The following is a 20,048-nucleotide window of genomic DNA, read 5'->3' as shown; positions in this document are numbered from 1 at the left end:
GGAGAACCGCCCTTGGACCAGATCACGCCGACCGATGCCCAGACGCTCGTCAGCATCCGCGACTGCCGCCAGTCCTATCCCAAGGAAGCGGCGTCCGACGTCATCATTCTCGACGACGTTGATCTCACCCTGAAGGAAGGGGAGATCGTGGGCCTGCTCGGCCGCTCGGGCTCGGGCAAGTCGACCTTGCTGCGCATCGTCTCCGGTCTGCTCAAACCGACGGCGGGGGACGTGCGCTGGCGCGGCCAGCCCATCACCGGCCCGGTGCGCGGCGTCTCCATGGTGTTCCAGAGCTTCGCGCTCTTTCCCTGGCTGACGGTGCAGGAGAACGTCGAACTGGGTCTCGAGGCGCAGGGTGTGCCGAAGGCGGAGCGCGCGCGGCGGGCGGAGGAGGCGATCGACCTCATCGGTCTGGGTGGCTACGAGAACGCATACCCCAAGGAAATGTCCGGCGGCATGCGGCAGCGCGTCGGCCTCGCCCGCGCCCTCGTCGTGCATCCTGACCTGTTGCTGATGGACGAGCCCTTCAGCGCGCTCGACGTGCTCACCGCCGAGACGCTCCGCACCGATCTCATCGATCTCTGGATGGAGAACCGACTGCCGGTGAAGTCCGTCCTGCTCGTGACACACAACATCGAGGAAGCGGTGCTCATGTGCGACCGCATTCTCGTCTTCTCCTCCAACCCCGGCCGCGTCGCGAGCGAACTGAAGGTCCCGTTCCCGCATCCGCGCGAGCGCCTCGATCCGGCCTTCCGGCAAATGGTCGACGACATCTACGCCTTGATGACCCGCCGGCCGGTGGAGCCGCGGCCGCAAGCCGCGGCCGAACGCGGCATGCCGCCGCCGGCCGTCGCCTTTCAGGCGCTGCCCGTGGTCTCGACCAACCTCATGGCCGGTCTCATGGAGACGATCGAGGGTGAGCCGTATAACGGCCGCGCCGACCTTCCGGCGCTCGCCACCGCCTTCCAGATGGAGGCGGACGAACTGTTGCCGATTGGCGAAGCCTTGCAGCTTCTGCGCTTCGCCGAGTTCGAGGAAGGCGACATCAAGCTGACCGAGGCGGGGCGCCGGTTCGTCGAGGCGGATACGGATGACCGCAAGGCGGAATTCGCCGCGGCGCTGCGCGCCAACGTGCCGATCATCGCGCAGATCCGCCAGGTGTTGGACGAGCGCTGGAACCATCGCGCACCGGCGCTGCGTTTCCGCGACGAGATGGAGGACTACATGTCCCCGGATTATGCGGACGACACGATGCGCACCATCATCGCCTGGGGCCGCTACGCCGAGCTGTTCAGTTACGACCGTGAGGCCGACCAGTTCAGCCTCGAGGAGGAGGAAGAGGGCGAAGGCTGAGGCTGCGGAAACGGCGGCGCGCGACTCGGTCTGACTCCCGCACGGCGGGTGAGGCAATTTTTGCCTCTCGCCTCGGCTCGACGGGCTGTGTTAGCCCGATTCGCATGTCTTCTCCGTCCTTCGACCTGACCCGCTTGCAGGGGTCGCGCATCGTCTCCGTGGCCCGCATCGCCTTCGGGCGACCGGATACGGAATTCCTGTGCTTCGGAGAATCGGATCAGGCGAGCCCGGCCGTTGCGGTAGGCGCCCTGAAGGCGGCACTCGATCGCGGGGAGACACGCTACCCGGACGTGCGCGGCCTGCCGGCCCTGCGCCAAGCCCTCGCGCGGTATCTCACCGGGCTGCATGCGCAGCCGGTCGCCGAAAGCCGGATCATGGTCACCGCCTCCGGCATGGCGGCGCTGGCCATCGGTCTCTCCGCGATCCTGCGCGCCGGCGACCGCGTGGTGCTGCACGAGCCGGCCTGGCCCAATGCCGGCAATGCGGCGCGGCTGCGCGGCGCCCTCGTGGAACCTCTGGCGCTCGATGCCCGGCCGGACGGCACGCTGCATCTCGACCTCGACAAGCTCGACAGCATGCTGGCCGGGGCACGGCTCTTCCTTCTCAACTCGCCCAACAACCCGACCGGCTGGACGGCGACCGAGGCGGAACTGCGCGCCATTCTCGCCCTCTGCCGCAAGCACGGCTGCTGGCTGATGTCGGACGAGGTCTATTCCCGTCTGGTCTATGACGGTGGCGAGGCCGCCCCCTCGATCCTCGATATTGCCGAACCCGAAGACCGGGTGATCGTCGCCAACAGCTTCAGCAAGACCTGGGTGATGACCGGCTGGCGCCTTGGCTGGCTGGTGGTGCCGGAGGGCGTGCGGGATGATCTGTCCGAACTCATCGAAGTGACGCATTCCGGCGTCGCCCCCTTCGTCCAGCAGGCGGGGCTCGCGGCCGTCGCCGACCACGTGACACCGTCGCATTTTCGCGCCCATTGTGCCGAGGGGCGGCACATCGCGTCGGAGGTCCTGGGCTCCGTCCCGGGTGTCCGCTACGCCGCGCCGGCGGGGGCCTTCTATGCCTTCCTCCGGGTCGAAGGCCTCACGGATAGCCTGGCCCTCGCCGAGCGGTTGGTAACCGAACACGGCATCGCCATTGCGCCCGGCATCGCCTTCGGGGCGAGCGGGGAGGGGTGGCTGCGCGTCTGCTTCGCCGTGGCACCCGACCGGTTGCGCCGTGCGCTCGGCCGCCTCGCCGATGGTCTCTCCGCCTTCCGGGCGCGGGCGTGAGGGCAGCGCGATGAGTCTCTGCGCGGTCTGTGGGGCGGTGGTGAAGCCGGTGTTTCAGACGCCGGCGCCCGAACTCGCGCCGGACCTGGATTTCCGCCCAGGCGAGCCGGCCCGCTCCACCCTGCGCCGCTGGGTCGCCGAATGCTCGGGCTGCGGTGCGGCCGCGCCCGATCTCTCGGCGATCCGCGAGGTCGATATCGCCGTGGTGCGGGACGATCCGGAATACGCTGCGCTCCGCGACCAGGCGCCCGGCTTTGCGCGCGCCTTTCTGCTCTGGGCGCTGCTCTGCCAGCGGCGCAACGATCTGTGGGCGGCGTCCGAGGGGTTGCTGCAGGCGGCCTGGGCCGCCGACGATGCCGAGGAGGCGGAGTGGGCGCGCAGTTGGCGCCTGCAGGCGGCCTCGCTCTGGCCGCAGTCCGAGGAGGTGCAGCCGCGCCTCTGCCTGCTCGACATCTACCGCCGCGCGGGCGCCTTTGCCCAAGCGGCGACGGTCGCGGAACATCTCGGGCGCGAACCGCTGGACGAAAGCTCGGCCGCGATCCTCGCCTTTCAGCGCCGGCTGATCGCGCAGGGCGAGACCGGGCGGCAGCTTATGAGCAGCGCCCTGCGGCCACCGGCGGCGCGCCCCCACGTCTCCTATTCCACCGTGCGGCGTGAGCAGGGCGGCTTGGGCGGTTTCGTCCGCCGCCTGCTGGGGCGCGGCTGATGGCCCCGCATTTCAAACTGGAAAAGGCGGCCGGCGGCCGGGTGGCCGGGCTCGACGAGGTCGGGCGCGGCCCGCTCGCGGGGCCGGTGGTCGCGGCGGCCGTCGTCTTTCCCCGTGGCGTGCCACGCAAGCTCGCGAGCCTGCTCGACGATTCCAAGAAGCTGTCGGCCGAGCGCCGGGACGCGGCCTTCGCCGCGCTCTTCGCTGCCCGCGGCACGGTGGCGGAGATCGCCGTCGGCGCCGCCTCGGTCACCGAGATCGAACGCATCAACATCCTGCAGGCCAGTCTGCTCGCGATGCGCCGGGCGCTGCTGCGGCTGCCCGTGCCGCCCGACATGGCGCTGGTCGACGGCAACAAGGCGCCGAGGCTCGGCTGCCCCGTGCAATGCGTGGTAGGCGGGGACGCGACCAGCCTTTCCATCGCGGCCGCTTCCATCGTCGCCAAGGTGATCCGGGACCGCGCGATGGCGCGCCTGGCCCGCCGCTTCCCCGATTACGGCTGGGAGACGAATGCCGGCTACGGCACGCCGGCCCATTGCCGCGCCATGCAGGCGGTGGGCGTCACCGTCCATCATCGCCGCGGTTTCGCGCCCGTCCGCGCCCTGCTGCAGCAGGGTGTTCTCGATCTGCCGATGCCGGAACCGGCGGCATTCCCCCTCCCGGCCGACGCGCCGATGTCCATCAACGCACTGGCGCTTTGATCTCCGTCATGTTGAAACCTTTGCCGAGCCTTCGCCTCTCATCGTGCCTGCCTGCCGGTCCGACACCATGAGGAGACACGTGGATCTCACCCGCGAACTGCCGTTGAACCAGCTTCTGCTCGGCGACTGCATCCAGATGATGCGGATGCTGCCGCCGGCCTCGGTTCACTGCGTCTTCGCCGATCCGCCCTATAACCTGCAGCTGCAGGGCCAGCTGCGGCGGCCGGACGAAAGCGTGGTCGACGGCGTCGACGAGGATTGGGACCGCTTCACGGATTTCGCGGAATACGATCGCTTCACGCGGGAATGGCTCACCGAATGCCGGCGCCTGCTGCGCAAGGACGGCACGCTCTGGGTCATCGGCTCCTATCACAACATCTTCCGCATCGGCGCGATCCTGCAGGATCTCGGCTTCTGGGTGCTGAACGACATCGTGTGGCGCAAGTCGAACCCGATGCCGAACTTCCGCGGCCGGCGCTTCACCAATGCGCATGAAACCCTGATCTGGGCAGCCCGTGGCCGCGATTCGCGCTATCGCTTCAACTATCAGGCGATGAAGACGGCGAACGACGATCTGCAGATGCGCAGCGACTGGTATCTGCCGATCTGCAACGGCGGCGAGCGTTTGCGCAATCAACATGGTCTGAAGCTGCATCCGACGCAGAAGCCCGAGGCCATGCTGCATCGCGTGCTGCTGTCCTCGACCTTGCCTGAAGACATCGTGCTCGATCCTTTTTCGGGAACGGGAACCACCGCCGTTGTCGCCAAGCGGCTGAACCGGCATTTCATCGGCATCGAGCGCCATCCGGCCTATGTCGAGGCCGCCTGGGCACGGCTTGCGAAAACCCGACCGCTGACGGGGGAGGCGATGTCGATCACGCCCTCGAAGCGCGAGGTGCCGCGCATCGCCTTTGGCCACATCGTGGAGAGCGGCGCGCTCGCGGCGGGCACCGTGCTGTACGACAAGCAGCGCCGCGTCTCCGCCATCGTCGGGCCAGATGGTAGCGTGAGCGCCGGAGATCTGCGTGGATCGATCCACAAGGTGGGCGCCGAGCTACAGAACGCGCCCTCCTGCAACGGCTGGACCTTCTGGCATTTCGAGCGGGACGGGGTGCTGGTGCCGCTCGACGTTCTGCGCCGACCGTGAAGGAACGCGCCTCCCCCAACCACGACGCCCGCCCGGCCGATCAGCCGATCGACATCCTGATGCTGCACTATACGGGGATGCAGACCAGCCAGGCGGCGATCGACCGGCTCTGTGATCCCGAGGCCCGGGTCTCCTCCCATTACGTGGTCGAAGAAGACGGCACGATCTGGCGCCTGGTACCGGAGGTGCGGCGCGCCTGGCACGCCGGCATCTCGTTTTGGCGCGGACATGAAACGCTCAACGGCCGCTGCATCGGCATCGAGATCGTCAATCCCGGCCACGAATGGGGCTACCGCCCTTTTCCGGCGGTACAGATGGCGGCAGTCGCTGAGCTTGCGCGCGGCATCCTCGGCCGTCACCCGATCCCGGCGCGCAACGTCGTCGGCCATTCCGACGTGGCGCCCGACCGGAAAGAGGATCCGGGCGAGCTGTTCGACTGGCCCTGGCTTGCGGCGCAGGGTGTCGGGCTCTGGCCAGATTTTCCCGATGCGATCCCCGAGGCCGCGGTGGATGAGGCTGCTCTCCGGCAGGATCTCGCCGTCTTCGGCTATCCGGTGCCGCCGCCTGACGCGGGGGCTCAAGCCTTCGCCACCCTGCTGCGCGCCTTCCAACGCCATTGGCGGCCGGCGGCCGTGACCGGCGAGGCCGATGCGGAGACCGCGTTGCGCGCCGCGGTGCTGGTGAGGTCTGTGCAGAACGCCCGTTGACCTTCCGCCGCCGCTGGCGCAATCAGCGCCCCGCCAGACGGTTGGACGGCCGCTCTCGGGCCTTTCGGGGCAAGGGGGAGGAAAGTCCGGGCTCCACAGAAACACGGTGCCGGCTAACGGCCGGCGGGGGCGACCCCAGGGACAGTGCCACAGAAAACAAACCTCCGGCACGCCGCAAGGCCTGCAGGGAAGGGTGAAACGGTGCGGTAAGAGCGCACCGCCGCTCCGGCAACGGCGCGGGCAGGGTAAACCCCACCGGGAGCAAGACCGAATAGGGATGGCCGGCGGCATGGTTTCGGCCATGTGACGCGAGGGCGTTTCTGCCCCGCCATCCGGGTTGGTCGCGCGAGGTGCGCAGTGATGCGCATCCCAGAGGAATGGCCGTACAGGGCCGCGCGAGCGGCCTGGACAGAACCCGGCTTATAGACCGTCTGGTACTCCTCTTACGGGCTGCGGCCGCACCGTGCCATGGGCTTTCATGGGAGCAGGCCCCCATTTCGACCGCCAGATACCCCAAAAACCAGAACATCATGGCAACAATACACGCCTTTGTGTAATCAGAGGGCGCGTCAGCCAGGGGCGGGAAGTGGCTGTTTTCAAGGCACAATCTAGCACTTTTTCCAAATCGTGAGCGTAAATCCCTTTGACGCCCAATTACACCCATGGTAACCCATGGCATCCCACGGTGTGGCGGACGCGGCAGCGTTCGCCGCCCCACAAAACGTCAATGGAGACGCTGCGGCCAGCGCGAGAGTGAAAGGGGGCCCGATGACGCATTTTCTCGGGAGCCACCTGAACAGGCTGGACGCCAAGGGGCGCGTATCGGTGCCGGCGGCCTTCCGCGCCAATCTCAAGAAGCTCTCCGGCGAAGCCGAGGGGCCCGTGACCATGATCCTGCGTCCCTCGCACAAACATGCCTGCATCGAAGCCTGGCCGCAGGCAATTTTCGACCGACTCGCACAGTCGCTTGAGCGCTACGACATCTTCAGTCAGGAATACGAGGACATGGCCGCCGCCATCTATGCGGATGCCTATCCGATCGAGTCCGACCGCGAAGGACGTATCCTGCTCAACGAAACTCTGGTGGCCCATGCCGGGCTGACCGACAACGTGCTCTTCATGGGCACTGGCCCGATCTTCCAGATCTGGGAGCCGGAGGGGGCGCGCCGCCGCGCGGCCGAAGCGCGCCAGATCGTCAACGCCCGTGGCCTCACTCTGCCGGGAGCGCAGCCTGCGCAGGCGGTGGCGGGATGACGAAGCAAGCAGGCCATCTGCCGGTGATGCTGGATGAGGTGCTGGACGCGCTGGCGCCGCGCGCCGGCGAAGTCTACCTCGACGGTACCTTCGGGGGCGGGGGCTATACCCGCGCCATCCTGGAGCGTGCCGATTGCACCGTCTGGGCCATCGACCGTGACCCGCAGGCGATCGCGCGCGGCGCCGCCCTCGCCGCGCATTTCCCTGGCCGTCTGCATCTCGTCGAAGGCCGGTTCGGCGACATGATCGATCTGCTGAGCGAGCGCGGCATCGGCGCGCTCGACGGCGTCGTGCTCGATCTCGGCGTCTCCTCGTATCAGATCGACGATCCGGTGCGGGGCTTCAGCTTTCGGGCGGACGGCCCGCTCGACATGCGCATGGGCACCCAAGGCCCGACCGCGGCCGATCTCGTCGCCCGGCTGCCGGCCGAGGAACTGGCGCATCTTCTCTACAAATATGGAGAGGAACGGCAGTCCCGCCGCATCGCGCGTGCGATCGTGGCGGCGCGCGCCGAAAAGTCCATTACGACCACGGGCGAACTCGCGGCCATCATCCGCTCGGTGATGCCTGCGGATCGTTCCGGCATCGACCCCGCGACGCGCAGCTTCCAGGCGCTGCGCATCCAGGTGAATGACGAGCTGGGGGAGATCGAACGCGCGCTCGATCAGGCCGCTCGTCTGTTGCGGCCCGGCGGCCGCCTCGTCGTCGTCTCTTTCCACTCGCTCGAGGATCGCATCGTGAAGCGCTTCATGACCGATGCGTCCGGCCAAACGCCGGGCCCGTCGCGCTACGACCCGCGCGGCCTGGTGCCGCAGGCGGCGGCACAGTTCGCTCTTCTGACGCGCAAGGCGCTGCGGCCCGGCTCGGCCGAGCTTGCCGTCAATCCCCGGGCGCGGAGCGCCCGGCTGCGGGCCTTGAGGCGACTGGATGCGGCGGAGATTGCGGCATGATCAAGCCATTCACCTGCATCTGCCTGGCGCTTGCCGCGGGGTCCGGCCTCTATCTCTATCAGGTCAAGCAGCGCGCCTTCGCCCTCGATGCGCAGCTGCGCAGCACCTTCCACCAGATCGACGTGGCGCGTGAAAAGACGCGGATGCTGCGCGCCGACTGGGCGCTGATGAACGATCCCGAGCGGCTGCAGTCGCTCGCCAACCAGTATCTCGCGCTCAAGCCGATGGGCCCGTCCCAGCTCATGACGCTGGATCAGTTGGCCGTCGCCTTGCCCGCGCCGGTGGCCCCGAGCGCGACACCGCCGGTCGTCCCGCCGGATCTCACCGCGCCCGCCGCGACCGATCCGACCCACGGCGTGCCGATGGCCTCCGCCACGCCGAGCCCCGCGGCGCCTGGCACCCCCGACCAGGCGGTGGCCCTGCTGCAGCCGGGCGATCCGGCGCCGGCCTCGGCGGTCGCTCTGTCCGACGCCTCCGCCTCGTCCAATCCGGCCGAACCCGCGTCGCCCGCACTGATGGCGGCGATCGACGTGCTGCCGCCCGACGTGCCGCCGCCCGCGCCGCCGCTCCCCGCCTCTCTGGCCCCGGCCGCGCCGACCTCGGCGGCGCGCCTGGCCGCCGTCGTGCCGCCGCCCGCCGCCTCCGCTCCCCGCCATGCCGCGCGGCACGAGCCGATGCCCTCGCTCGGCCGCCCGGCCGTGGTGACGCAATCGGCCCTCGCCGCCCCCGTTGCGCCGCATCCGGCCGTGCCGGCCCACAAGCCGCGCGTCCTGCATCCGGCGGCGCCCGCCGGTCAGCTCTACGCGGCGAACGAGCCCGTGCGGCAGCCCTATGTGGCCGCACCGCGCATCACGCCTTCGGCGTCTACCGTGATCTATCGCCCGGTGTCTTCGTCCCTCGGCATGGCGGGTGGCGCCTCGCTCGCCCCGCCGCGTCCGCTCTACTCGACCACCCAGTAGGCATTCCGGATCGTGAGCGACGCGCCCCCGCCCGACACGACACCGAACCATCCCTGGGGCCCGCGGCCGCGCAAGGGCGGTGGCGAGCTTGGGGCTGAAACGGTGCGCGTCACCTCGCCCGATCTGCGTCGCCGTGCCGCGCTGGAGAAGAGCCGGGGGCGGCTCGTCGTCGTTGCCGGCGTCTTCCTGCTCCTCTTTTTCGCCATCGCCGCGCGGCTGACCGATGCGACGCTGGTTGACCCGATGATGCCGGCGCCGCGCATTGTGCAGCAGTTCAAGCCGGAGCCGCCGCCGCCGGCCACGGCGCCGCCGCCGGGCCGCGCCTCCATCATCGACGCCAATGGCCAGATTCTGGCGGTGTCGCTGCCGGTCGCCAGCCTCTACGCCGATCCGCGGCAGATGATCGACCCCAAATCGGTCGCGGCGGAACTCAAGAAGGTGCTGCCGGATCTGAACGAGCAGGACGTGGCCCAGCGTCTCGCCTCGTCCAAGGCCTTCGTCTACATCGCCCGCCGCGTCACCCCGGCGCAGGAACTCGCCATCAACAATCTCGGCATTCCGGGCCTGTCGTTCGAAATGTCCTCCGACCGGCGCTACCCGCTCGGCGATACCGCGGCGCAGGTTCTGGGCGGCGTCGACATCGACGGCAACGGCATTGCGGGCGTCGAGAAATTCTTCAACAAGCGCCTGAACGACGACAGCACGCCGCTGCGCCTCTCTATTGACGTGCGCGTGCAGGCGATCCTGCGCGACGAGGTGGCGAACGCCGTCTCCACCTTCCAGGCGGTGGGCGGCTGCGGCATCGTGGAAGATGCGACGAATGGCCAGATCCTCGGCATGGTCAGCATCCCGGACTATGACGCGAACGATCTGGCGACCGCTCCGCCGGCCGCACGCTTCAACCGTTGCGCCACCGGCACCTACGAACCCGGTTCGGTGTTCAAGCTGCAGACCGCCAGCATGGCGCTGGACGACAACGTCATCCACCTCTGGGACTATTTTAACACGACGCATCCGCTACCCATTGGCCGCTTCCACATCACCGATTTCGAGCCGCAGCATCGCTGGATGCAGCTCGAGGACATCATGAAGCTGTCCTCGAACATCGGTGCCTCGCGTATCGCCATCCTGGTGGGCAAGGATCGTCAGCGCGACTGGCTGCAGAAGATGGGCCTGATGTCGCGCGAGCCGATCCAGCTGCCCGAAGCGGCGATGCCGCAGCTGCACCCGGCCAATTCCTGGGGCAAGGCGACCGTCATGACGGTCTCCTTCGGCAACGGTATCGCCGAGACGCCGCTGCACATCGCCAATACGGCCGTCGCCATGGTCGATGGCGGCATTCTGTATAATCCGACGCTGCTCGCCTCCAACCCGACGGACCCGCCGATCCAGGGCACGCGCGTGATGCAGCCGTCGACCTCCGACACCATGCGCAAGATCATGCGCGCCATCGTGACCGGCGGCACGGCGGAATTCGGCGAGGTACCGGGTTATTTCGTCGGCGCGAAGACCGGCACGGCGCAGAAGATCTCGGATACCGGCGGCTACCGCCGCCACCTCAACTACGCCTCCTTCGTCGCCGCCTTTCCGATGTATGCGCCGCGCTACGTCGTCTACATCGCGATCGACAGCCCGCACCCGACGGCGGAGACGCACGGCTTCACGACGGGTGGCTGGATCGCGGGGCCTGCGGTCGGCCATGTCATCGCGCGCATCGGCCCGATGCTGAACGTCATGCCGCGCTTCGACAACGTGGCGGCGATCAACCAGGAACTGTCGCTGCCCAATCCCTTCCCGGCGCCGCCCGGGGTGGTGCCCTATGGGCCGAACAATCCGGGCGAGCCCGACGACGTCGCCGCCAATACGCCGAGCCCTCGGAACACGCCGAGTTCGCGGAAGCACGACGTCGCCCAATCCGCGACGCGCCCGACGGTCAGGGAGCGGCCGGCTGCCGCCACGCTCGCCGAAAAATCTCTGCGCCACGATGCGATGTATCGCGTTGCCGCGCCGAACGATGCCCATGCGGCTCATTGACCTCATGCGCGGGACCTACACACAGAACACCGGACGGGCGCCGCGAGCCGCCGCGGGCGGTGCGGCCGATGTCGAGATCCACGGCATCACCGCGACCAGCAACGACGTCCAGCCCGGCTATGTGTTCGCGGCCCTTCCCGGCACCAAGCAGGACGGCCGCGCCTATATCGCGGATGCGGTGGCGCGAGGGGCGGCCGCCGTGCTGGCCCCGCCCGACACCGATTGGCCGGCCGGCGTGCCGCCACGCCCGCTCATTCTCGATGCGCAGCCGCGGCGCCGTCTCGCCCAGATGGCGGCGAGCTTCGCCGGCCGTCAGCCGCGCCGCATCGCCGCCGTCACCGGCACCAACGGGAAGACGAGCACGGCCGATTTCCTCCGCCAGCTCTGGAGCTTTGCGGATCATCCTGCGGCCTCCCTCGGCACGCTCGGCCTCGTGGCGCCCGGTTTTCCGCAAGGCGCGGGGCTGACCACACCCGACCCCGTGACGCTGGCCGAGACCATGGCCCGGCTGGCCGCGGCGGGGATCGAGCATGTCGCGATCGAAGCCTCCTCGCACGGGCTGGACCAGTTCCGGCTGGACGGGCTGCAACTCGCGGCCGGTGCCTTCACCAACCTCACGCGCGACCACCTCGACTATCACGGCAGCATGGAGGCCTATCGCGCGGCCAAGCTGCGGCTTTTCGCCGAGCTGCTGCCGCGCGGTGCGCCGGCCGTGGCGGCGTCCGCCCTCGATGAGGAGACGCGCGAGGCGATGGCGCGCGTGGCGCAGCGCCGTGGCTTGAACTTCGGCACCGTGGGCGAAGGCGGCAGCCTGGTCGCGCTCCATGCCGTGACGCCGCGGCCGGACGGGCAGATCCTGTCGCTCTCCGTCGCCGGCCGGCGCTTCGAGGTGATGCTGCCGCTGCCCGGCCGCTTCCAGGCGGACAATGCGCTGGTCGCGGCGGCCCTCTGCATGATGCTGGGCGATACCGCGGTCTTCGATCGCCTGGCGCGGCTGCGCGGCGTGCGCGGCCGGATGGAACTGGCGGCGACCCTGCCGAATGGTGCTGCGGTCTATGTCGACTACGCCCATACGCCGGATGCCATCGCCCGCGTGCTCTCCGCGCTGCGACCCCATACCGCGGGCAAGCTCGCCATCGTCTTCGGCGCCGGCGGCGACCGCGACCGCGGCAAGCGCCCCCTGATGGCACAGGCGGCCGCAGCGGGGGCCGAGCATGTCATCGTGACCGACGACAATCCGCGGACCGAGGATGCGGCCGCCATCCGGGCCGAGGTGATGACGGGTGCGCCGGGCGCCCATGAAGTGGGCGGCCGGGAAGCGGCGATCGCCGCCGGGCTCGACCTGCTGGGACCGGGCGACGTCCTGGTCGTTGCCGGCAAAGGCCACGAGCAGGGGCAGATCGTCGGACGCGCGGTGCTGCCTTTCGACGATGTCGCCGTCGTCCGTCGCCTCGTCGGGGAGCGCGAGGCATGACCGCGCTCTGGACACCGCATGATCTCACCGCTGCCACGGGCGGTACGCTGTCCTGTGCCTTCGCAGCCGAAGGCATCTCCATCGATACGCGCACGGTCGCGCGGGGTGATCTCTTCGTTGCGCTCCATGGCGAGAACCGGGACGGGCATCTCTTCGTCGCGGACGCGCTGGCTGCCGGCGCCGCTGGCGCGCTGGTGGACCGTCCCATGCCGGAGCTGGGGCCCGATGCGCCGCTGCTGACCGTCTCCGACACCCTGACTGGGCTGACCGCGCTCGGCCGCTACGCCCGCGCGCGCTTCACGGGGAAGCTCGTGGCCGTCACCGGCAGCGTCGGCAAGACGACGACGAAGGAGATGCTGCGGCGGATTCTCTCTGCCGCCGGCCCCACCCATGCTGCCGTCGCGTCCTATAACAATCATTGGGGCGTGCCGCTGACGCTGGCGCGGATGCCGCGGGACGCGCGCTTCTGCGTCTCCGAAATCGGCATGAACCATCCGGGGGAGATCGCCCCGCTCGCCGCGCTTGCGCGCCCGCATGTCGCGGTCATCACCAACATCGCGCCCGTTCACATCGGCCACATGGGCAGCCTGGAGGCCATCGCGACCGAGAAGGCATCCATCCTGTCCGGCCTCGAAGCCGGCGGCACCGCGGTTCTGCCCGGAGACAGCCCCCTTCTGCCCATTCTGCGGGGGGCGGCCGGGGACCATGACGTGCTGCGGTTCGGCGAGGACGAGGCATGCGCGGCCCGTCTGCTCTCGGCCGAAAGCGATGCCGAGGGCGTTCGCGTGACCATGACGCTCGGCGGCCGTGATCTCGCCTTCCGCCTCGCGGCGCCCGGTCGGCACATGGCGATCAACGCGGTCGCCGCCATCGCGGCGGCCGTGGCGCTCGGCGTGGAGCCGCATCACGCCTCCGCCGCCATCGACGGTTTTTCCGCCGTCAGCGGGCGCGGCGTGCGGCGGCGGCTGGCCCTCGGCGATGGTGGCGAGGCCCTGCTGCTCGACGAAAGCTACAATGCCTCCGCCCCTTCCGTGCGCGCGGCCCTCGCGGTGCTCGCGCTGCAGCCGGCGACACGGCGGATCGCCGTGCTGGGCGACATGCGCGAACTGGGCGAAGCCTCCGCCGCCGAACATGCGGGACTCGCCCCGGACGTCGTGCGCCACGCCGACCTTCTCTTCGCCTGCGGGCCGGAGATGAAGCGGCTGTACGAGGCCGTGCCGGAGACGAAACGGGCGGCCTATGCCGCCACCTCCGCCGATATCGCGCCACAGGTGCTGGCTGCCCTGCGTCCCGGGGATGCAGTTCTCGTCAAAGGCAGCCTTGGCAGCCGCATGGCGGCCGTTATCAACGCGCTCCCCGTTATTGCTGAGACTGAGGAGCGCGTCTGATGCTCTACAACATTCTGCTGCCCTTCGCGGACCAGCTCCATTTTTTGAACCTTGTGCGCTATTTGACCTTCCGGTCCGGCGGCGCCTGCTTGACCTCGCTCGTCTTCAGCTTCCTCATGGGGCCGCGTGTCATCCGCATGCTGCGGGGCCTGCAGAAGCAGGGCCAGCCCATCCGGCTCGACGGGCCGGAGCGGCATCTGGTGGAGAAGAAGGGCACGCCCACGATGGGCGGCGTCCTCATCCTCAGTGCGCTGACGCTCTCCACGCTGTTGTGGACGGACCTCGCGAATCCTTACGTCTGGTCGACCCTTTTCGTGACGCTCGGCTATGGCGCCCTCGGCTTCATGGACGATTACCTCAAGGTCTCGAAGCGCAACACCAAGGGCCTCTCGGGGCGGCTGAAGCTCATCGGCCAGGCCAGCATCGGCCTCCTCGCCTCGATCTGGATCATGGCCCATATCGGCGGCCCGCTCGGCCACGGCGTCTCCGTGCCGATCTTCAAGAGCGTGCTGATTCCACTTGGATTCTTCTTCCCGCTTTTTGGCATGCTGGTGATGATGGGAGCGTCCAACGCCGTGAATCTCACGGACGGGCTGGACGGTCTCGCCATGGTGCCGACCATCATCGTCGCCGGCGTCTTCGCCCTCATCGCCTATCTCGTCGGCAACCGCATCTTCGCGGGCTATCTGGAACTGCCCTTCGTCGCCGGATCGGGTGAGCTTGCCGTCTTTTGTTCCGCCCTCATCGGTGCGGGCTTGGGCTTCCTGTGGTTCAACGCGCCGCCCGCCGCCGTCTTCATGGGCGACACCGGCAGCCTGGCCCTCGGCGGCGCGCTCGCTGCCGTCGCCGTTGCCACCAAGCATGAGATCGTGCTGGCGATCGTTGGCGGGCTTTTCGTCGTCGAAACGCTCTCCGTCATCATCCAGGTGTTCTGGTTCAAGCGGACTGGCCGCCGCGTCTTCCTCATGGCGCCGCTGCACCACCACTTCGAAAAGAAGGGCTGGGCGGAGCCGACCATCGTGATTCGCTTCTGGATCGTCTCCATGATCCTGGCGCTGGTCGGTCTCGCGACCCTGAAGATCCGATGACCGGCTTTCCCGCAACCCTCTTCGCGGGCAAGCGCTACGCGATCTTGGGGCTCGGCAAGAACGGCCTGCCGGCCGCACGCAGCTTGCGCGCCATGGGGGCGACCGTCGTGCTGTGGGATGACGGCGAGGCCGCGCGCCAAGTGGCCGCCGCCGAAGGCTTCGCCCTGCGCGAATTGGGTAGCGGCGATTTCGCCTTCGACGCGCTGATCCTCTCGCCCGGCATTCCGCATCACCTGCCGAAAGCGCATCCGATTGCGGCCCGTGCGCAAGCCGAAGGCGTTCCTATTCTGACGGATGCGGAGCTTCTTTACCAAGCGGTGCGAAAGGCCGGCAGCCGCGCCCGATTCGCCGGCGTGACTGGCACCAATGGCAAATCAACCACCACGGCGCTGCTCGCCCATATTCTCGCCTCCGCCGGCGTGCCGGTGGCGGCTGGCGGCAATCTCGGACCGGCTGCACTCGCGCTGCCGCTGCTGCCGGAAGACGGCGTCTATGTGCTCGAAATGTCGTCTTACATGTTGGAGCGAATCGCGAGTCTCCGCTTCTCTACAGCGGTAATGCTGAATCTGAGCCCCGATCACCTCGACCGCCATGGGAACATGGACGGTTATGCTGCTGTAAAGCGTGCAATTTTTGCGCGCCAGACAGAAGCGGACGTGGCTGTGGTCGGTGTTGACGATCCGCTGTCGATGGCGATGGCCGACTCGCTTGAGTCGCAAAAGCGGATGCGGGTGATCAGAATCAGCGGGCAGGGGCGGGAAACGGGTGTGGCGACGCTGCCCGGCGCGCACAATGCGCAGAACGCGGAAGCGGCTCGTGCCATGGCGCGCGCGCTCGGGCTTTCGGATGCCGCGATCGACGCCGGAATCGCGACCTATCCCGGCCTGCCGCATCGCCAGGCGCGCGTGGGCGAGCGGGATGGCGTTCTCTTCGTCAACGACAGCAAGGCGACGAATGCCGATGCCGCGGCGCGCGCGCTCGGCTGCTACGATCGTCTCGTCTGGATCGCCGGCGGCATGGCCAAGGCGGGCGGTATCGAGCCGCTGGTGGAGTTTTTTCCGCGCATCGCGCATGTGGAGCTGATCGGGCGTGATGCCCCACAATTCGCCGAAACCTTGAGCCGCCACGGCGTCTCTTTCCACATGGCCGGCACCTTGGACGCGGCGGTGCCCGCGGCCTTCGCGCAGGCGCGTGCGCTCGCCGCGCCCGTCGTCCTGCTGTCGCCCGCGACGGCAAGCTGGGATCAGTTTGCCAGCTACGAGGCGCGGGGCGATCGTTTCGCCGAACTCGTGCGGGCGCTACCTGACATGGCGAATGGGAGGGCGGCCTGATGCCCTCGCTGTCACGCACGGACACCTCGATCATCGGCCGCTGGTGGTGGACCGTCGACCGGTGGACGCTACTTTGCATCGGCACGCTGATCGGCTTCGGCTACGTGCTCGTGCTCGCCTCCAGCCCGGCGGTCGCACATCGCATCGGCGATCCGCGCGACATGCTCATCGTCAAGCAGGTCGCCTTCCTCGCGATTGCCGGCGGCATCGTCGTCGGCATTTCGATGCTGCCCCCCAAGGGCATCCGCTGGCTCGCCCTCATCGGTACGCTGGCGGCTGTGATGCTGACGGCCTTCACGCTGGTGCATGGCGTGGAGATCAAAGGCGCGCGGCGCTGGATCAACATTCCTTTTCTCTCGCTGCAGCCCAGCGAATTTCTGAAGCCCTTCTTCGCTGTGGTGACGGCGGGGCTGCTGGTGGAAGCACGGCGTACGGAACGGTTCCCCGGCCGCATGCTGGCCGTGATGCTCTACGCCGTCATCGCCATGCTGCTGAAGGCACAGCCGGACATCGGCATGCTCGCCGTCATCAGCATCGTCTTCCTCACGCAGCTCTTTCTGGACGGGCTGAATGTAGGCGTCGTCGTCGTCGCCTTCCTGGCGCTCGTCGTCGGTTTCATCGCCGCCTTCTTCTTGATGCCGCACGTGCATGTACGCGTGGAGCGCTTCCTGCATCCGACGGAGAAGACCGCCTATCAGGCGCTGACCGCGCTGCAGGCCTTCGGCAATGGCGGGCTGCTGGGCCGCGGCCCGGGCGAGGGCACGGTGAAGGACATCCTGCCCGACGCCCATGCCGACTTCGTCTTTGCCGTCGCGGGTGAGGAGTTCGGGCTCGTCGTCTGTCTGCTGATTCTCGGCATCTTCGCGATCATCGTGCTGCGCGGCTTGTTGCGTCTCGTCGCCGAGAACGACCATTTCGTGCTGTTGGCCGCGGGCGGCATTCTCGCGAGCTTCGGCCTGCAGTCCTTCATCAACATGGCTTCCTCCCTCGAACTGATTCCGACCAAGGGCATGACCTTGCCCTTCATCTCCTATGGCGGCTCGTCTGCGCTGTCCGTCGCGATCGAGATGGGCATGCTGCTGGCGCTGACCCGTCGGCGGCCGGTGGGAGAGCGGCTGTGAGGGGCCCGCGCGTGACACCGGTCGTGATCGCCGCCGGCGGAACCGGCGGCCATTTCTTTCCGGCGGAGGCGCTGGCCCATGCCCTCGCCGGCCGTGGCTATCGGCCCGTGCTTATGACGGACGGCCGCTCTGCCGGCCGCGGGTCCGAGGCTTTTGCCGAGGGCGACCGCCATGTCCTGCCGGGCGCCGGGATCGCCGGCCGAGGCCTGGTGAAGGGCGTGAAGGCGGTCGGCGCACTCGCGGCCGGAACCCTGGCGGCGCGCCGTCTGCTCGCCAGCCTCGACGCCGGCGCCATCGTGGGTTTTGGCGGCTATCCCTGCGTGCCCCCGATCCTCGCTGCCCGCTTCGGGCGGATGAGGCTGCCCATCATCCTGCATGAGCAGAATGCCGTGCTCGGCCGCGCCAATCGGGCACTGGCCGGCATGGCGACCGTGCTGGCGCTCAGCGCTGAGGGCACGACCCGCCTGCCGCCGAAGGCGCGGACCATCGTGACGGGCAATCCGGTACGGCCGGCCATCGCGGCGTTGGCGGATGCGCCCTACGCGCCGCCCGCGGCCGATGGACCGATCAACCTTCTGGTGACCGGCGGGTCGCTCGGCGCGCGCGTGCTGAGCGACGTCGTGCCCGCAGCACTGAGCGGCTTGCCCGAGACCCTGCGGCAGCGTCTCTCCGTCGTTCAACAGGCGCGCAAAGAGGATGCTGAGCGTGTCGCCGCCGCCTATGACGAGGTTGGTATCCAGTCCGAGGTTGCGCCCTTCTTCACCGACATGGCGCAACGTCTCGCGGCGAGCCATCTGGTGATCGCCCGCGCCGGCGCGTCCACCACGGCGGAACTCGCGGTTGCCGGTCGTCCGGCCGTCCTGGTGCCGCTGCCCTCCGCGATCGACGATCACCAGACCGCGAATGCGGCGATCCTGGCGCAGGCGGGGGCAGCTTGGGCCATGCCGCAGCCGCGCTTCACGGTGGAGGCGCTGCGCACGCAACTGAGCAGCCTTCTCGCTGACCCCGCCGGTCTCGCCGCCGCGGCCGCCGCCGCCCGCGCGCAGGCCAAGCCGCTCGCGGTCGAGGCGCTGGCGGACCTCGTCGAACAATCCATGGTGCGGGAGACGCAGCTATGAGGGCGCTTCCGCTCACGATCGGGACCATCCATTTCGTCGGCATCGGCGGCATCGGCATGTCGGGCATCGCCGAGGTCCTGCACAATCTCGGCTATTCCGTGCAGGGCAGCGACATCGCCGATTCCGCCAATGTGAAGCGGCTGCGCGGCGAGGGGATTCCGGTCGCCATCGGTCATGACGCGAAGAACCTGGGTGGCGCCCAGGTCGTCGTCGTCTCCACGGCGGTCAAGGCAGACAATCCGGAAGTGCAGGCGGCGCGCGCCAAGCTCATCCCCGTCGTGCGGCGGGCCGAAATGCTGGCCGAACTGATGCGCCTGCGTTGGTCGGTCGCGATCGGCGGCACCCATGGCAAGACGACGACGACAAGCCTGATCGCCGCCGTGCTGGAAGGCGCCAATCTCGACCCCACCGTCATCAACGGTGGCATCATCAATGCCTACGGCACCAATACCCGTCTGGGCGCCGGCGACTGGATGGTGGTGGAGGCGGATGAGAGCGACGGCAGCTTCCTGCGCCTGCCGGCCGTCATCGCCGTCGTCACCAATATGGACCCCGAACATCTCGACCATTGGGGCAGCCAGGAGGCGATGGAGGCGGGCTACCGCCAATTCGTCGGCAATATTCCCTTCTATGGCTTCGCCGTCCTCTGCGTCGATCATCCCGCCGTGCAGCAGATGATCCCCCGCCTCGCCGATCACCGGATCATCACCTACGGCTTCAGCCAGCAGGCTGACATTCGGGCCGAGCGGCTGGTGACGGACAAGGGGGGCGCCAATTTCGAAGTGGTGGTGACGGACCGCTTGCGCAGCCGCCAGCGCCGCATGGGGCCCTTCCGTCTGCCGATGCTGGGCCAGCACAACGTGCAGAATGCCCTGGCTGCCATCGCCGTCGGTATCGAGATGGAAATCGGCGAGACGGCGCTGCGCCAGTCGCTCGCTGCCTTCCGTGGTGTGAAGCGCCGCTTCACCAAGACGGGTGAAGCGGGCGGCATCACCGTCATCGACGATTACGGCCACCATCCGGTGGAGATTGCGGCCGTTCTGAAGGCGGCACGGCAGGCTGGCGCCCGCAACGTCATCGCCGTGGTGCAGCCGCATCGCTACTCGCGCCTGCAGTCTCTCTTTGAAGACTTCTGTGCCTGCATGAACGACGCGGGCACGGTGATCGTCGCGGACGTTTATGCCGCGGGTGAAGCGCCGATCGAAGGCGTGGACCGCGATGCCCTGGTGGATGGTCTGCGCGCGCGGGGCCATCGCAGCGTGGTACCGCTGCCCTCGCCCGATCATCTTGCCGAAATGGTGCATGCCATGGCGCAGCCGGGCGATTTCGTCGTGTGCCTCGGCGCCGGCAACATCACCGCCTGGGCCAATGGGCTGCCGGGTCAACTCGAAGCGCTGCAAGGCCAGCAGGGCCGCCGGGCCGGGGCAGGGGGCGCATGAGAGC

General features: G+C 68.6%; 17 protein-coding genes and 1 other RNA gene. All 18 read left to right on the top strand.

What is annotated here, in order from left to right; all coding sequences use genetic code 11:
• The first annotated feature begins 12 nt into the window (after nt 1-12).
• The 18 genes from ACYQ6W_RS06960 to murC all read left to right on the top strand — a co-directional run bounded on the left by ACYQ6W_RS06960 (nt 13) and on the right by murC (nt 20,044).
• Nucleotides 13-1,353 (top strand): ABC transporter ATP-binding protein, encoded by a 1,341-nt coding sequence (locus ACYQ6W_RS06960; protein ID WP_459674398.1) that lies wholly within the window; start codon nt 13-15, stop codon nt 1,351-1,353.
• A 104-nt stretch (nt 1,354-1,457) separates the two neighbouring features.
• Entirely contained in the window at nt 1,458-2,627 is a 1,170-nt protein-coding gene (locus tag ACYQ6W_RS06955; RefSeq protein WP_459674397.1) for a pyridoxal phosphate-dependent aminotransferase, read from the top strand.
• A gap of 10 nt (nt 2,628-2,637) precedes the next feature.
• The gene (locus ACYQ6W_RS06950; RefSeq protein WP_459674396.1) at nt 2,638-3,333 is read left to right on the top strand and encodes a hypothetical protein; all 696 of its coding nucleotides are present in this window, start codon (nt 2,638-2,640) and stop codon (nt 3,331-3,333) included.
• On the top strand, nt 3,333-4,034 hold the full coding sequence (locus ACYQ6W_RS06945; RefSeq protein WP_459674395.1) for a ribonuclease HII: 702 nt from the start codon (nt 3,333-3,335) through the stop codon (nt 4,032-4,034). The genes ACYQ6W_RS06950 and ACYQ6W_RS06945 overlap by 1 nt, the downstream gene beginning before the upstream one ends.
• 136 nt (nt 4,035-4,170) lie before the next feature.
• On the top strand, nt 4,171-5,181 hold the full coding sequence (locus tag ACYQ6W_RS06940) for a DNA methyltransferase (RefSeq protein WP_459674467.1): 1,011 nt from the start codon (nt 4,171-4,173) through the stop codon (nt 5,179-5,181).
• Entirely contained in the window at nt 5,178-5,888 is a 711-nt protein-coding gene (locus tag ACYQ6W_RS06935; RefSeq protein ID WP_459674394.1) for an N-acetylmuramoyl-L-alanine amidase, read from the top strand. Before ACYQ6W_RS06940 ends, ACYQ6W_RS06935 begins: the two co-directional genes overlap by 4 nt.
• A gap of 33 nt (nt 5,889-5,921) precedes the next feature.
• Nucleotides 5,922-6,327: RNase P RNA component class A (gene rnpB / locus ACYQ6W_RS06930), an RNA gene on the top strand.
• Nucleotides 6,328-6,656: 329 nt separating this feature from the next.
• On the top strand, nt 6,657-7,142 hold the full coding sequence (mraZ, locus tag ACYQ6W_RS06925; protein WP_459674393.1) for a division/cell wall cluster transcriptional repressor MraZ: 486 nt from the start codon (nt 6,657-6,659) through the stop codon (nt 7,140-7,142).
• Entirely contained in the window at nt 7,139-8,092 is a 954-nt protein-coding gene (gene rsmH, locus ACYQ6W_RS06920) for a 16S rRNA (cytosine(1402)-N(4))-methyltransferase RsmH (RefSeq protein ID WP_459674392.1), read from the top strand. Before mraZ ends, rsmH begins: the two co-directional genes overlap by 4 nt.
• Nucleotides 8,089-9,051, top strand: a complete 963-nt coding sequence (gene ftsL, locus ACYQ6W_RS06915; RefSeq protein WP_459674391.1) for a cell division protein FtsL — start codon at nt 8,089-8,091, stop codon at nt 9,049-9,051. Before rsmH ends, ftsL begins: the two co-directional genes overlap by 4 nt.
• A 12-nt stretch (nt 9,052-9,063) precedes the next feature.
• Complete coding sequence (locus ACYQ6W_RS06910) at nt 9,064-11,085, top strand: peptidoglycan D,D-transpeptidase FtsI family protein (protein ID WP_459674390.1); 2,022 nt, start codon at nt 9,064-9,066, stop codon at nt 11,083-11,085.
• Nucleotides 11,072-12,559 carry a UDP-N-acetylmuramoyl-L-alanyl-D-glutamate--2,6-diaminopimelate ligase gene (locus tag ACYQ6W_RS06905; RefSeq protein ID WP_459674389.1) on the top strand — a complete coding sequence of 496 codons (1,488 nt, stop codon included), beginning with the start codon at nt 11,072-11,074 and terminating at the stop codon, nt 12,557-12,559. Before ACYQ6W_RS06910 ends, ACYQ6W_RS06905 begins: the two co-directional genes overlap by 14 nt.
• The gene (locus ACYQ6W_RS06900; RefSeq protein ID WP_459674387.1) at nt 12,556-13,947 is read left to right on the top strand and encodes a UDP-N-acetylmuramoyl-tripeptide--D-alanyl-D-alanine ligase; all 1,392 of its coding nucleotides are present in this window, start codon (nt 12,556-12,558) and stop codon (nt 13,945-13,947) included. Before ACYQ6W_RS06905 ends, ACYQ6W_RS06900 begins: the two co-directional genes overlap by 4 nt.
• Nucleotides 13,947-15,035, top strand: coding sequence for a phospho-N-acetylmuramoyl-pentapeptide-transferase (gene mraY / locus ACYQ6W_RS06895; RefSeq protein ID WP_459674385.1), 1,089 nt, complete (start codon nt 13,947-13,949; stop codon nt 15,033-15,035). Before ACYQ6W_RS06900 ends, mraY begins: the two co-directional genes overlap by 1 nt.
• On the top strand, nt 15,032-16,366 hold the full coding sequence (gene murD, locus ACYQ6W_RS06890) for a UDP-N-acetylmuramoyl-L-alanine--D-glutamate ligase (protein WP_459674384.1): 1,335 nt from the start codon (nt 15,032-15,034) through the stop codon (nt 16,364-16,366). The genes mraY and murD overlap by 4 nt, the downstream gene beginning before the upstream one ends.
• The gene (locus ACYQ6W_RS06885) at nt 16,366-17,487 is read left to right on the top strand and encodes an FtsW/RodA/SpoVE family cell cycle protein (RefSeq protein WP_459674383.1); all 1,122 of its coding nucleotides are present in this window, start codon (nt 16,366-16,368) and stop codon (nt 17,485-17,487) included. The genes murD and ACYQ6W_RS06885 overlap by 1 nt, the downstream gene beginning before the upstream one ends.
• Nucleotides 17,488-17,498: 11 nt before the next feature.
• Nucleotides 17,499-18,605, top strand: coding sequence for an undecaprenyldiphospho-muramoylpentapeptide beta-N-acetylglucosaminyltransferase (gene murG / locus ACYQ6W_RS06880; protein ID WP_459674381.1), 1,107 nt, complete (start codon nt 17,499-17,501; stop codon nt 18,603-18,605).
• The gene (gene murC, locus ACYQ6W_RS06875) at nt 18,602-20,044 is read left to right on the top strand and encodes a UDP-N-acetylmuramate--L-alanine ligase (protein ID WP_459674380.1); all 1,443 of its coding nucleotides are present in this window, start codon (nt 18,602-18,604) and stop codon (nt 20,042-20,044) included. Before murG ends, murC begins: the two co-directional genes overlap by 4 nt.
• Nucleotides 20,045-20,048 lie beyond the last annotated feature (4 nt).

The sequence above is a fragment of the Acidisoma sp. 7E03 genome, assembly GCF_054665075.1.
This window is presented reverse-complemented; position numbering and strand designations above follow the sequence as displayed.

Excerpts from the sequence above, each read along its gene's own strand:
- mraY (WP_459674385.1), top strand. The coding sequence starts at position 13,947 with ATGCTCTACAACATTCTGCTGCCCTTCGCGGACCAGCTCCATTTTTTG.
- murD (WP_459674384.1), top strand. The coding sequence starts at position 15,032 with ATGACCGGCTTTCCCGCAACCCTCTTCGCGGGCAAGCGCTACGCGATC.
- ACYQ6W_RS06950 (WP_459674396.1), top strand. The coding sequence starts at position 2,638 with ATGAGTCTCTGCGCGGTCTGTGGGGCGGTGGTGAAGCCGGTGTTTCAG.
- ACYQ6W_RS06955 (WP_459674397.1), top strand. The coding sequence starts at position 1,458 with ATGTCTTCTCCGTCCTTCGACCTGACCCGCTTGCAGGGGTCGCGCATC.
- ACYQ6W_RS06900 (WP_459674387.1), top strand. The coding sequence starts at position 12,556 with ATGACCGCGCTCTGGACACCGCATGATCTCACCGCTGCCACGGGCGGT.
- murC (WP_459674380.1), top strand. The coding sequence starts at position 18,602 with ATGAGGGCGCTTCCGCTCACGATCGGGACCATCCATTTCGTCGGCATC.
- ACYQ6W_RS06945 (WP_459674395.1), top strand. The coding sequence starts at position 3,333 with ATGGCCCCGCATTTCAAACTGGAAAAGGCGGCCGGCGGCCGGGTGGCC.
- ACYQ6W_RS06905 (WP_459674389.1), top strand. The coding sequence starts at position 11,072 with ATGCGGCTCATTGACCTCATGCGCGGGACCTACACACAGAACACCGGA.
- ACYQ6W_RS06885 (WP_459674383.1), top strand. The coding sequence starts at position 16,366 with ATGCCCTCGCTGTCACGCACGGACACCTCGATCATCGGCCGCTGGTGG.
- mraZ (WP_459674393.1), top strand. The coding sequence starts at position 6,657 with ATGACGCATTTTCTCGGGAGCCACCTGAACAGGCTGGACGCCAAGGGG.
- ftsL (WP_459674391.1), top strand. The coding sequence starts at position 8,089 with ATGATCAAGCCATTCACCTGCATCTGCCTGGCGCTTGCCGCGGGGTCC.
- ACYQ6W_RS06940 (WP_459674467.1), top strand. The coding sequence starts at position 4,171 with ATGATGCGGATGCTGCCGCCGGCCTCGGTTCACTGCGTCTTCGCCGAT.
- rsmH (WP_459674392.1), top strand. The coding sequence starts at position 7,139 with ATGACGAAGCAAGCAGGCCATCTGCCGGTGATGCTGGATGAGGTGCTG.